The following is a 12,523-nucleotide window of genomic DNA, read 5'->3' on the forward strand; positions in this document are numbered from 1 at the left end:
GTGCCCTTTCCCGCCGATCCAGCGGTGTTCGCCCGCGCCGCCGCCGTCGGGCGCGAAGTGCGCGCGCTCGAAGCGTTCCAGCGCGCACCAGCACCGGCGTTCCGCACGCGTGAATTCTGCAAGCTCGTGGGCGAACCGGACGCCACCACCGCCGTTGCCGAGATCACCTATTCCGATGGCACGCTCTCCGCATGGCGGCATGGAAATGCCGCGGTGCCCGCCTTCACGGGCTTGCCGCTGGCGGTGTGGAATTTCTCCGTCAGTGGATACCGCGTGCTGCCGCGCTGGATCGACGGCCGCAAGGGCTTGCCTGTCACGCTGGAACTGTTGCGCGAATTGCGCGATGTTGCCGCGCGTATCCACGAACTTATCCATTGGTTCGCGCAGGCCGATCTTGTCTTGCAAGACACCCTTGCCCATACGGTCACCCGCGCCGGCCTTGGCTTTCCGGCCCCGGCGCACGACGATGAGGCGACAGACGGTGATGACTGACCAGTTCGGAAACGGACAAGCGAGCCTGTTCGGCGAAGCGGAAGATCGGATTCCGCACCCGAAACCGGCAAGCTATGTCCCCGATCCCGATCGCATCCGGCAACGGCTCCACGCCGTGCTCGACACCGCGCGCGCGGCCCCGGCCAAGCCATGGCCCGAAAAGGACCGCAGGATGTGGCAGACCATCTTCCCGAACATGTCGAAATGGCTGCCTGACGACGAGCGCGACCAGCTCTGCTTCGAATTTGCCGCCGAGATCGAACGGTTGCAACTGGCAGCGTAATGTGCCCAACACTGGGCGCGCAAGGGGTCGGTCCGTCCTGATCTTGTCAAAGGACAGCCATCGCATTTGGCTTTCGTTTTCAATTGAAAACGAAGAATTGCCCACCGCTGACCGCTGTCCCATCGGAACGCCTTCGGCTCCCCGCAAGCGGGCGGGGGACAAGAAAGCGCTTTCCTACATGCGCGCAGTCTGCAAGGCCGACGATGTTCTTTGAAATCGGCACAACATATTGATTCGAAAGGCAAACTTTCACACAAATTCCCAAACTCGCAATAGAGCACACGCGCGATGTTCGTGAGGTTGCAAATGAAACCGGTTGGGCGGGTCAGCCGCCCAGTTTGGCCCACGCCAGCCCGGCGAATTCGCACAACAGCGGGCGGGTGTCGCGGGGGTCGATGATGTCTTCCACGCCGTAGAGTTCGGCGGTGCGGAAGGGGGAGCGGAGCTTGTTGAGGCGGTCGCGGATTGCGGCAAGGTGCGCGGCGGGGTCTTCGGCGGCTTCGAGTTCGGCCTTGTAGGCCACTTCGATCCCGCCCTCGATCGGCAGACTGCCCCAATCGCCGCTCGGCCAGGCGAAGCGGTACTGGAATTCGTCGGCATTGCTCATCGCGCTGCCGGCGATGCCATAAGCCCGCCGCACGATGACCGAGGCAAGCGGCACGGTGGCGCGGTAGATCGCGTTCATGGCGTTCACGCCGTATCGGATCGTGCCGCTGGTTTCGGCGGCCAGGCCGATCATGAAGCCGGGGTTGTCGACCAGGTGGACGATCGGCAGGCGGAACTGGTCGGCCAGCTTGACGAAGCGCTCCACCTTCTCGGAGGTGCGCGCTTCCCATGATCCGCCCAGGAAGGTGGGATCGCTGGCGAGCAGGGCAACCGGCCAGCCATCGAACCGGGCGAATGCGGTGATCGCGGCGCGGCCCCACTGGCGGCCCATCTCGAACACGCTGCCCTTGTCGGCCACGGCTTCGGCCACCTTGCGCATCGAATAGACCTGCTTGGGGTCGCGCGGGACGGCGGAGAGGAGGAAGGGCTCGCGACGGTCGGTGCGGTCGCGCAGGTTTTTGCGGGGCGCTGGCTGGCCGACGCGGGAGGGCAGGTAGGACAGGAAGCGGCGGGCGAACTGGAACGCCTCGACTTCGGACGCCACCTCCTCGTCGACCACGCCGTTGCGGGTGTGGATCGCGCTGCCGCCAAGGCTCTCCTTGTCGCTGGCTTCACCCAATGCTTCGACCACCGCGGGACCGGCGGCGAACAGTTGGGAGAGGCCCTTGACCATGATGGAGTAATGGCTCGCCACCACCCGCGCCGCCCCCAGCCCCGCCGTCGGCCCGAGTGCCAAGGCGACGACGGGCACGGTGTCGAGGTTGCGGACCACGTCGGACCAGCCAGGCGTGGCGGGAACGTAAGTGGCGCCGATGTCCTCCAGCGTGCGGACCGACCCACCGCCGCCGGTGCCGTCGATCATGCGGATGAGCGGCAAACCCAGTGTGTGCGCCATCTTCTCGCACTGGGTGAACTTGCGGTGGATGGCGGCATCGGCGGCCCCGCCGCGCACGGTGAAATCGTCGGCCGAGGCGACCACCGCGCGGCCCTCGATATCGGCGCGGCCGAAGATCAGGTTGGAGGCGTTGAGGTCGGTAAGCTGGCCATCGGCATCGTAATGCCCCTTGCCGGCGATCTTGCCGATCTCGCGGAACGATCCGGGATCGACCAGCCCGGCAATGCGCGCCCTGGCATCAAGCTTGCCCCGGCCGTGCTGGCGCGCGACTTTTTCGGCCCCGCCCATTTTTTCGGCCATAGCCTCGCGCCGGCGCAGTTCATCGATTTCGGCTTGCCAGGTCATCGGTCATGCTCTCCCAGCCCGATGTGGCACGTCCGGCGGCCTTGCGATAGGGACTAGGCGCTACCCCCGATGGCAACGGTTTGCGAGCCTCTGCGCATCGCGTCCAGCGCATCGCCAATCGGCAGCGGGTGGCCGAAGTGATAGCCCTGCATCAGCCGGATGCCGAGCGCACGCGCGGTTTCGGCCTGGCCTGCGGTTTCGACGCCTTCGGCCACGCATTCGATGCCGAGCTGCCACGCCAGCGCCGCGATCGTGCCCGCAATCGCCCGCGCACCGGGATCGCTGGCCAGCGCGCCGGTCAGCGCGCGGTCGATCTTCAGGCAGTCGAGCGGCAGCTTCTGGACGTGGCTGAGGCTCGACCAGCCCGCGCCGAAATCATCGAGCGCGATCCGGAAACCGCGGTTGCGGAAGCGTTCGAGCTGGCGCGCGGCCAATGCCGGATCGGTCAGCAAGCCGCGTTCGGTCACTTCGAACACGATCGCATCGTTGGGCGCACCGGCGGCTTGCGCGATGGCTTCGAGACGTTCGACCGCGCTGTCGCGCAGCACGTCGCGCGGGCACAAGTTGATCGCCAGGCTGCAATCGAATTCCCAGGCGCGGCATTCGCGCAGGGCCTTGGTCAGGACCTGGCTGGTCAGATCGTCGGTGCGTCCGGTCGCTTCGGCCAGCGGCATGAAGTGATCCGCCGAAAGCCAGATCTTGCCATCGGGCGACCAGCGCGCCAGCGCTTCGAAACGCACCACACGGCCCTGATCGGCATCGAACATCGGCTGGAACAGCAGGCGCAGCCGCGCGTCGAGATCGCATTCGTTGAAACTGCGCGTGGTGCGGCGTTTCTGCTGGAGCGCGATTTCGTCGTCGGCCTCGAACACCGCGACCGATCCGTCGCCCTTGGCCTTGGCCTTGTACAGCGCGGCATCGGCGCGTTCGACGCTTTCGCCCACCGACAGACCGTCGGTGCGGCGCAGGCCCACGCATGCCGATAGCCGCAAGACCGCGCCGCGATCGACGATCGGCTGGCGGACGCTGACCGACAAGGCGTCCATCGATGCAACCGCGGCGCTGCACTCGAGCGCGCCATCGAGCACGGCCGCAAACTCGTCGCCGCCCAGCCGGCCATAGGCAAGCAAGTGATCGCACTCGGCAATCCGCCCGCTGACCGCCCGAAGCACCGCGTCACCCGCAGCGTGGCCATAGGTGTCGTTGATCAGCTTGAAGCCGTCGAGGTCGATCAGCGCCAGCCACGGTTGCGGCGTCGATAAATCGGCCGAAAGCTGATCGAGTTGGCGCAGGATTGCGCGGCGGTTGAGCGCACCGGTCAGCGGGTCGTACATCGCGTGCGTCAGGTTCTCATCGGCCAGCCGCGCGGCATGGGCCTCGCGCCGCGCCAGTTTGCGCCGTGAAATGTCGAGCTTAACGAAATCGCGGTGGTGGCCGAATGTCACGTGGATCACCAACGCGAACATCATCAGCTCGATCATGCCCACATAAGGCGCATCGGTCTGCCCGCTGGTCATGAAGAACACGGCAGCGGGCAGGATCACCACCAGGCCCATACGCAGCGCAGTTTGCGGGGCGTGCGGCATGCCCAGGATCGCGGTCAGGCAGCCGATCGTCACCACCAGTTGCACCAGCGCGCGCTGGTGATCATCACCGTAACCGTAAAGCAGCAGCGCCCACGACACCGATACCGCGCCCGCAACTGCGCCTGATCGAGCGATGAATCGCACGTCGCGCACCAGTTCGGCATCGCTGCGCGCGCGCACCCCCGATGGCAGCCAGCGCAGCAATCGCCAGGCGCCGAAACTGCATAGCAAAGTGGGTGCAACCACCGTCAGCCACGTCGGCGCGGTGCCATAGAACCGCGTTGCGAGCATGATCATGCACAGCAGCAGCATTCCATAGATCACGGGGACGTTCACCGACAGATTTTCGGCGTAACGCCGCACCGATGCCTCGTTCCCTGTCGAAATGCGCGGCGTTGTCAGCGCGCGCCGCAGCGAACGCCGCAAACGCCTGACCCGGTCCATGCCCTTTCCCCGGCGCAACTGGTCATCCCGAAACATGCGGGAGGTCTAGCGGCGTGTCGTTAAGGAACAGTTCTCATGTGCCTGAAGCCGGCGGACAATCGAACTTCGCCCGGATACTTTGCGGCAGCGCGTGAAACAGGCAAATCAGCCGTAAAGATCAGGTTGTAAGCGCAGCAACCAAGGCCTTGACCTTCTTCTGGCGCCACTGCGGCAGGGGTGCAACCAGCCAATAGCCGCGACGTGACGCCACAGGCCCGCCCAACGCCATGACGCGGCCCTCTGCAATCGCCGCTTCAGCCAGCAGGACGGGAACACGCGCGCGGCCAAGGCCTGCGGCGGCGGCGCTGACTGCGCTGCCGGCATCGGCAACACCCAGCATGGGTTCGACACCCTCCTCCTCACCCGGCGCAGGGTCTCCCGGCCAGGCTACCCAAGGCGCATGAGGCCACGGCGCATCAAGCCCAGGGGGATCGGCTTCGGCGCCGGTCCCGCACACCACCTGCATTGCCGCCGGCCCGATCGCCACGCCTTCGAGATCGCCCGGCCCTTCAGCCCAGCGCAGCGCGAGATCGAGATTGGCCTCGGTGAATTCGATTTCGCCGTCGCCCGCCGCAAGCTGGAACCGGACGTGCGGATTGCCCGCGCGGAATGCCGCAAGCCGGGGCGAGAGCCAGGCCGCGAACACATCGCGCGGGGCAGCAATGGTATAAACCTGGCTGGACTGTCCGGCCTGCATAGCCTGGACCGCTTCCTCGAACCGCAGGAACCCTTCGCGAATCGCATCGAGCCCGGCAGCAGCCTCATCGGTCAGTTCAAGCCCCTTGGGGGTACGGCGGAACAGCACCACGCCCAGCAGGTCCTCGAGCGCGCGGATCTGCTGGCCCACCGCCGCAGGCGTGACCGCAAGTTCATCGGCGGCGCGCGTGAACGACAAGTGCCGCGCCGCTGCATCGAGCACGCGCAAGCCGTTGAGCGGCAGGTGGGTTCGCTTCATGCCCCGTTACTTGCTAAAACTTGGGTACTTGCGAAAGCTTGGGTACTTGCGGAAACTTGCGCCATGTCAGGCCCCGGTACGGCCACCGGACTGGCTCGGGTGCGATGGGCCATCCGCAGTTGCGGGCGCGGCGAGCGGGAAGAACGGGATCGCCACTTCGAACAGCTCTGCCTCGCGCCCCGGCGCATTGCCCCGGTGCCCAAAGTCCCGACACATCGTGTAATGACCCTCCATCGAGCCATTGGGGGTGCCGAGCGGGCAACCCGAGACGTAATCGTGCGCGCCGCCGGGGGCGATCAGCGGCTGTTCGCCAACCACGCCATCGCCGTCGACATGGTTGACCATGCCGCGCCCGTCGGTAATCCGCCAATGCCGCGTCAACAGCTTGACCGGTTCGTTCGAGCGGTTCTCGATGCGGATATGGTACACCCAGAACCACTTGCCGGCTTCGACGCGCGATTGTTCGGGCAGGTAATTGACCGCGACGCGCACGGTGATTTCACCCGTTGTGGCCCCGCCGGATACGGAGTCGTCGGAAATCGGCGTGTTCGCGCGGTGCTGGAAGAAGGCGTCCATAAAAGCGAAGTTACCCGACATCGCCGCGTGATTCCATCGGCATTTGCGAAACATCGGCAAGAGGCCCGCGGGACGGCTTGTCTCGCGGGGTCGCGGCCGCCACAGCACGCGGAATGACCGTTCGCACCCAGGCCCTGCTGTGCTCCGCCCGCGCCCACGGTGAACATGGCGCGGTGGTGCGGTTGATGACCGAACGGCAGGGGCTGGTTGCAGGCTATGTCGCCGGCGCGCGCGGCCGGCAATTGCGCCCGGTGCTGATCCCCGGCAACGCGCTCGACGTCGAGATTCTGGACCGGGGGGATGGCCGCCTGCCGTCGATCCGCATCGAACTGGTGACCAGCCGAGGCCCGTGGCTGACCGAACCGCTGGCCAGCGCCGCCATTGCGTGGGGTTGCGCGCTGACCGCGGCCGCGCTGCCCGAAGGCCAACCCCACCCCGCGCTGTATAACGCGCTGGCGGCGCTGCTCGACGCGGTGTGCCATGCGCCATCGGCGCGCGGCTGGGCGCGCGCGCTGGCAGGATACGAGGCGCTGCTGCTGCACGAAGCCGGCTACGGCCAGGCCATGATGCCTCCGACGGACGAGCCCTGGCCCGACTTGCTCGCGCGGCTGGATCGCACAGGCAAAGCGATTGCCGAGCACCTGCTTGCCGATCGAACCCGCGATGCTATGGCGACGCGCGCAATCCTGCTCGATCGACTGGGCCGGATCGCCTGAGACGGGAAAAAGCATGAAAATCGCAGTAATGCCCGGTGACGGGATCGGCCCCGAAGTGACCCGCGAAGCGATGCGGGCAATCGAGGCGCTCACCCTTCCGAACTTTTCGATGACCGAAGCACTGGTCGGCGGCGTGGCGTACAAGGCTACCGGCCACCCGCTGCCGCCCGAAACGCTGGAGATTGCGCGCGATGCCGATGCCATCCTGTTCGGCGCGGTCGGCGATCCGACGTGCGACGCGCTCGAACGGCACTTGCGGCCAGAACAGGCGATCCTGGGGCTCCGCAAGGAACTGACGCTGTTCGCCAACTTGCGCCCGGCCAGGATGTTCGCCGGCATGGAAGACGCATCGGCGCTGCGCCCCGAAGTGGCGCGCGCGATCGACCTGCTGATCGTGCGAGAATTGAACGGCGATGTCTATTTCGGCGCCAAGGGCCACCGCAAGACCGAGGACGGCCGCCGCGAAGGTTGGGACATGATGTCCTATGCCGAGGACGAGGTGCGCCGCATCGCGCATGTGGGATTCCGCGCGGCGCAAGGCCGGCGCGGCAAGCTGTGCTCGGTCGACAAGGCCAACGTGCTCGAAACCTCGCAATTGTGGCGCGACGTGGTGATCGAGGTGGCGGCCGAATACTCCGACGTGGCGCTCGAACATATGTATGTCGACAACGCGGCGATGCAACTGGTGCGCAACCCCGGTGCATTCGACGTGGTGCTGACCGGCAACCTGTTCGGCGATATCCTGTCGGACCAGGCGAGCATGTGCGTGGGTTCGATCGGCCTGCTCGCTTCGGCTTCGCTCGGCGAACGCCAGACCGCGCACGGCACCTTCGGGCTGTTCGAACCGATCCACGGCAGCGCGCCCGACATCGCCGGCCAAGGCAAGGCCAACCCGATGGCGACGATCCTTTCGGCGGCGATGCTGCTGCGCCATTCGCTCGGGCTCGAGGCCCAAGCCGTGCGGATCGAAGCCGCCGTGGCCAAGGCCTTGGCCGACGGGGTGCGCGGCGGGGACCTTGGCGGGACAGCGGGCACGCAGGAAATCGGTGACGCGGTGCTCGCAAGGCTGTAAGCGCCCGCGCGTTCCCTTCCGCTTTCGTCAGCAAAGAACCATCCTCCATGCTGCAACTCGCCGTCGTCCTGCCCACTTACAAGGAACGCGCCAACATCGCGCCGATGGTTGCGCGGCTCGATGCCGCGCTGACCGGACTGGCGTGGGAGGCGATCTTTGTCGATGACAACAGCCCCGATGGAACCAGCGACGAAATCCGGCGCATCGCGCAGGCCGATCCGCGCATCCGCGTGATCGAGCGGATCGGGCGGCGCGGGCTGGCTTCGGCGGCGATCGAGGGGATGTGCGCCACCGCGGCGCCAATCGTGGCGGTGATGGATGCCGACCAGCAGCACGATCCCGAACTGCTGCCCAGGATGTACGCGGTCGTTTCGACCGACGAATGCGACGTCGCCTATGCCTCGCGCTTTGCCGAAGGCGCCAGCACCGAAGCCTGGGGCCGCCCCGACCGGGTCAAGGCCAGCGGCATGGCCAACTCGATCGCACGGCGCGTGACTGGCGTGGACTTGTCCGATCCGATGAGCGGCTACTTCATGCTGCCCGCGAAAATCCTGCGCGCCGATGCACACCGGCTGTCGGGCGTGGGCTTCAAGATCCTGCTCGATATCCTCGCCACCGTAGACGCGCCGCTGCGGATCAAGGAATTTCCGCTCAACTTCACCGCGCGCACCGAAGGCGAAAGCAAGCTCGATCGCACGGTGGTGCTCGAATTCCTGATCGGGCTTTACGACAAGTGGCTGGGCCGGATCATCCCGACCCGTTTCGCGCTGTTCGGCACCGTGGGCGCGTTGGGCGTGGCGGTGCAGTTCGCCGGCTTGTGGGCGATGCTGCACCTGCTGCTGGGCGAACGGTTCATCTATGGCCACTGGTCGAGCAACACCGCGTTCAACGTGGCCAATACGGTCGCGGCGATCTTCGCGATGACCTTCAATTTTGTGCTCAACAACGAGTTCACGTATGCCGACAAGCGGCTGCGCGGGTTCGGGCCGTTGCTGCGTGGATGGCTCAAGTTCGCGCTGACCTGCTCGCTCGGGCTGCTGACCAATGTCGGTTCGGCCGCGGCGCTCAAGGCGATGGGCTTCCACGCGGTGGTCGCGGTGCTGGTCGGCATCGTGCTGGGATCGGTGTGGAACTTCGCGCTGTCATCGCGGTTTGTCTGGGGCAAGTACTAGGACACCCGCCATCGCGCTTTCGATCCGCCGTTCCGCGCTCCAGCCCGCTGTGTGGCTGCTGGCGTTGTCGCTGGCGGGGATCGCGCTGTTCATCGCATCCGAATTGCTCGAGGGCGACAGCTTCGCGTTCGATCGCTCGATCCTGCTCGCGCTGCGCCAGCCCGGACATCCCGACGTACCGATCGGCCCGGCGTGGCTCGAGCAATCGGCGGTCGACATCAGCGCGCTGGGCGGGTTCACGCTGATCACGCTGTTCGGCGGCTTCGGCGTGGCATTCCTGCTCGCACTGCACCGGCGGGCCGAGGCGGCCTGGATCGGCATTGCGCTGGTGGGCGCAACGCTGCTTAACGCCGGCCTCAAGCAATGGCTGCACCGCCCCCGCCCCGAACTGGTCCCGCACCTGGCGCGGGTGACCAGCCTCAGTTTCCCCAGCGGCCACGCGATGGTTTCCTCGGCGGTCTACCTTACGCTCGCGATCATGCTGGGGGAAGCACAGCCTGCGCTCAGGCGCTACTTCGTCGCGCTGGCGGTCACGCTGGTCGTGCTGATCGGATGCACGCGCATCTACCTGGGCGTCCACTGGCCATCCGATGTGCTGGCCGGCTGGGCACTGGGATCGGCATGGGCGCTGGCGGTCTACGCCATGAAGCACCGGATCGGGCACCGGTCCGCCTGAACTTCGCGCTGGCCCCGGCGGCCAAGCCGGGGCACATTGCCATTCACGACATGCAGGGGGCTGACCGTGGATCGTTTGCAGGACATCGTTGCCGACATCGCGGCCGAAATGGCCGATGTGCAGGACCGCGGCACCGTCGCCAACTACATCCCGGCGCTCGCCAACGTATCACCGAAGCATTTCGGCATGTGCATCGTCGGCGCCGATGGTTCGGTGCACAAGGCGGGCGATGCCGAGATGCCGTTCTCGATCCAGTCGATCAGCAAGGTGTTCGGCCTCACCATCGCGCTCGGCACGGTGGGCGATGCGCTGTGGAAGCGCGTGGGGCGCGAGCCTTCGGGCAGCGCGTTCAACTCGATTGTCCAGTTGGAAACCGAACACGGCATCCCACGCAACCCGTTCATCAACGCCGGCGCGATCGTCATTTCGGACATCCTGCTCGGCCGCTACGAACCGCGCGAGGCGCTTGGCGAAATCCTGCGTTTCGTGCGCGAACTGGCGGGCGACCATTCGATCATGATCGACGAGGAGGTGGCGCGCGGCGAGGCCGAAACCGGTTTCCGCAACCAGGCGCTGGCCGCCTACATGCGCAGCTTCGGCAATATCCACCACGCCATCGAACTGCCGCTGGGGCTCTATTTCCACCAGTGCGCGCTGTCGATGAACTGCCACCAACTCGCACTGGCCGGCCGTTACCTGATGAGCGACGGCAAGAATCCCGCGACCGGCCGCTCGGTGGTTTCGCCGCAGCGCGCCCGCCGCATCAACGCGCTGATGATCACTTGCGGGCACTACGACGGATCGGGCGAATTCGCTTACCGGGTCGGCCTTCCGGGCAAGTCGGGCGTGGGCGGCGGCATCCTGGCGGTGGCGCCGGGGCTGGCCTCGATCGCGGTATGGTCGCCCGGGCTGAACGAGCGCGGCAATTCGCAACTGGGCGCGATGGCGCTTGAACGGCTGGTCCAGCGCACCGGCTGGTCGGTTTTCGAACCGGTCACGCCGCTGTTGGGCTGAAACCGGGCCAGCCGCTGGAACCATCTGCACAACAAGGCTTTGTCTTGGTGAACCGGGGCAATCGGGCCCCTCCTCAGCAAGGCAAATCGCGCGTGTTCACGCAACTCAACCCCACCATCCCGCTCCACGTTCTCGGCAAGGGCGATGGTTATGCCATCGGCATGATCGACTACGGGCAGGAGCACAACCTGATCTGGGTTACCGCAATCGACGAGACCGGCGAGATCTGGTGCGCGCCCAACAGCAAGGTCCGGCTCGGCAAGAACTGGACGATGGGCCGCGGCGAAAGTGCGTTGATTTCCCAGGACAATGTGCAGTTGCGGGAACACGCCAACGGCCACCCGGTCACGATGAACGGCCGACAATCGCAAGCGGTTTGCGATCACGATCAAGCCGGATGACGAGGTCTGCGCGATCGGGCATTTCAGCCAGGATATGGCGCGTAAGCCGTTCATAATGCTGGATGAAGCGTGCGATCTGGCCCGCGTCCATGACACCCGCTCCGGCTTGCTCCTGCTCCAGCCGCCAGTCCGCCACCACCTCGAACCCCGGTGCGGCGAGCAGCACAAGCACACCGATCCGCGCGAACAGCCGCTGATAGTCGCCCGCAAGTTCCGCGTTGACCCAGCGGCGCCAGTGGCCGTCGGCATCCTCCCCCGCTTCGAGCGCGTTGACCGGATCGACCAGCGCCGCCGCCGCTTGTGGCCGTGCGCCCACGCACCAGCCTTCGAACACCAACAAGTCGAGCGACCCCGGCACCGCCGTCCATTGCGCTTCGGGCGCGCGGTCATCGGTGGCCTTGTCGAAGCGCGGCAGGCACACCGCCTCCCCCGCCTCGACCCGCACCAGCAAGTCCAGTCCCAGCGCCACATCGTGCGTTCCCGGTACGCCGCGCGTGGCCAGCAATGGGTGGACCTCGCGCGCCAGCACCGACCGCTCGGCGCGGGTGCGGTAGAGATCATCGAGCGATAGCGCGGCCGCGGCCAGCCCCCGCCGTGTCGCCGCGTCCACCAGCGCTGCGGCCAGCGTCGACTTGCCCGACCCCTGCGCGCCGCACAGTCCAAGCACGAGCGGGTGGCGGCCCGGTTTCGAGTCCACCAACGCCATGATTGCTGCCAGAATCGCCGGATCCGCCCGAGTGCCCGATTGACGCTGAACGGGATTTTTGTGCGCTGTCACCTTTCGGTCCAACCCGCGGTTAGCACCGACCGGTCAAGCACAGCCAGCCATCGCAGAATCGCCGAATTGTCGGGCCTCTGCTCGGTCCAGGCATGGTGCCCGCGCCGCATCACCACCCGCAGCACACCCCCGAATGCCCGCCGCCGCCACTCACCGGGCGTGATCTTCCGTTTTGGAGGTAACGGCGCTTTGTGGACGACTGTGAACACCTTCGCCACAGCCCACGCCGCCGCAAAACTCTCCGCCCCATCGCGTGCACGCAGTCGCCACGCGCTTTCGCGGCTCATCCCCACCCGCGCCGCCGCCGCCGCAACCGACCCCGTCTCCGCCAGCGCGCCGATGAATTGCGCCTGCCGCGCCGGCGTCCACCCATCGCGGCGGGCGCGCGTGGGGGCGGGGGCAAACGCTGGAATTCGCGGGCGGCGGCAGACGGGAAGTACGTGGCTCATCGCGCAGGATAAGCCACAATTCGC

The 12,523-nt window shown here is 66.5% G+C and carries 14 protein-coding genes; 8 read left to right on the plus strand and 6 right to left on the minus strand.

Annotated features, from left to right (window positions below):
- Window positions 1-492 (plus strand): type ISP restriction/modification enzyme (locus Q0R16_RS02695; RefSeq protein WP_295631547.1); only part of this gene is annotated, 492 nt, incomplete at its 5' end.
- Window positions 485-775 carry a hypothetical protein gene (locus Q0R16_RS02700; RefSeq protein WP_295631549.1) on the plus strand — a complete coding sequence of 97 codons (291 nt, stop codon included), beginning with the start codon at window positions 485-487 and terminating at the stop codon, window positions 773-775. The genes Q0R16_RS02695 and Q0R16_RS02700, both read left to right, overlap by 8 nt.
- A gap of 325 nt (window positions 776-1,100) precedes the next feature.
- On the opposite strand, the gene Q0R16_RS02705 is transcribed toward Q0R16_RS02700, so the two are convergent.
- The 4 genes from Q0R16_RS02705 to apaG all read right to left on the minus strand — a co-directional run bounded on the left by Q0R16_RS02705 (window position 1,101) and on the right by apaG (window position 6,221).
- Window positions 1,101-2,621 carry a carboxyl transferase domain-containing protein gene (locus tag Q0R16_RS02705; RefSeq protein WP_295631551.1) on the minus strand — a complete coding sequence of 507 codons (1,521 nt, stop codon included), beginning with the start codon at window positions 2,619-2,621 and terminating at the stop codon, window positions 1,101-1,103.
- A 53-nt stretch (window positions 2,622-2,674) separates the two neighbouring features.
- On the minus strand, window positions 2,675-4,651 hold the full coding sequence (locus Q0R16_RS02710; RefSeq protein ID WP_295631553.1) for an EAL domain-containing protein: 1,977 nt from the start codon (window positions 4,649-4,651) through the stop codon (window positions 2,675-2,677).
- Window positions 4,652-4,808: 157 nt separating this feature from the next.
- Window positions 4,809-5,645: a LysR family transcriptional regulator gene (locus tag Q0R16_RS02715; RefSeq protein ID WP_295631555.1), complete on the minus strand. Its 837-nt coding sequence runs from the start codon at window positions 5,643-5,645 to the stop codon at window positions 4,809-4,811.
- A gap of 66 nt (window positions 5,646-5,711) precedes the next feature.
- A complete protein-coding gene (gene apaG / locus Q0R16_RS02720; protein WP_295631557.1) occupies window positions 5,712-6,221 on the minus strand; it encodes a Co2+/Mg2+ efflux protein ApaG in 510 nt (169 codons plus the stop codon).
- A gap of 113 nt (window positions 6,222-6,334) precedes the next feature.
- On the opposite strand from apaG, the gene Q0R16_RS02725 reads away from it, so the two are divergent.
- The 6 genes from Q0R16_RS02725 to Q0R16_RS02750 all read left to right on the plus strand — a co-directional run bounded on the left by Q0R16_RS02725 (window position 6,335) and on the right by Q0R16_RS02750 (window position 11,272).
- On the plus strand, window positions 6,335-6,937 hold the full coding sequence (locus tag Q0R16_RS02725) for a recombination protein O N-terminal domain-containing protein (protein WP_295631559.1): 603 nt from the start codon (window positions 6,335-6,337) through the stop codon (window positions 6,935-6,937).
- Window positions 6,938-6,950: 13 nt separating this feature from the next.
- Window positions 6,951-8,009: a 3-isopropylmalate dehydrogenase gene (gene leuB / locus Q0R16_RS02730; protein ID WP_295631561.1), complete on the plus strand. Its 1,059-nt coding sequence runs from the start codon at window positions 6,951-6,953 to the stop codon at window positions 8,007-8,009.
- Between the two features lie 47 nt (window positions 8,010-8,056).
- Entirely contained in the window at window positions 8,057-9,181 is a 1,125-nt protein-coding gene (locus Q0R16_RS02735; protein WP_295631564.1) for a glycosyltransferase family 2 protein, read from the plus strand.
- 49 nt (window positions 9,182-9,230) lie between these two features.
- Window positions 9,231-9,857, plus strand: a complete 627-nt coding sequence (locus Q0R16_RS02740) for a phosphatase PAP2 family protein (protein WP_295631566.1) — start codon at window positions 9,231-9,233, stop codon at window positions 9,855-9,857.
- Between the two features lie 66 nt (window positions 9,858-9,923).
- The gene (locus Q0R16_RS02745) at window positions 9,924-10,871 is read left to right on the plus strand and encodes a glutaminase (RefSeq protein ID WP_295631568.1); all 948 of its coding nucleotides are present in this window, start codon (window positions 9,924-9,926) and stop codon (window positions 10,869-10,871) included.
- 92 nt (window positions 10,872-10,963) lie between these two features.
- Complete coding sequence (locus tag Q0R16_RS02750) at window positions 10,964-11,272, plus strand: hypothetical protein (protein WP_295631570.1); 309 nt, start codon at window positions 10,964-10,966, stop codon at window positions 11,270-11,272.
- On the opposite strand, the gene Q0R16_RS02755 is transcribed toward Q0R16_RS02750, so the two are convergent.
- Together Q0R16_RS02755 and Q0R16_RS02760 are read right to left on the minus strand one after the other, a co-directional pair.
- Window positions 11,217-11,978: a kinase gene (locus Q0R16_RS02755; protein WP_295631572.1), complete on the minus strand. Its 762-nt coding sequence runs from the start codon at window positions 11,976-11,978 to the stop codon at window positions 11,217-11,219. The two genes, Q0R16_RS02750 and Q0R16_RS02755, sit on opposite strands and share 56 nt — an antisense overlap.
- A gap of 68 nt (window positions 11,979-12,046) precedes the next feature.
- A complete protein-coding gene (locus Q0R16_RS02760; RefSeq protein WP_295631574.1) occupies window positions 12,047-12,499 on the minus strand; it encodes a hypothetical protein in 453 nt (150 codons plus the stop codon).
- Window positions 12,500-12,523 lie beyond the last annotated feature (24 nt).

Origin of the sequence: Novosphingobium sp. (assembly GCF_025351285.1) — a bacterium.
In the GTDB taxonomy this organism is placed as follows: domain Bacteria; phylum Pseudomonadota; class Alphaproteobacteria; order Sphingomonadales; family Sphingomonadaceae; genus Novosphingobium.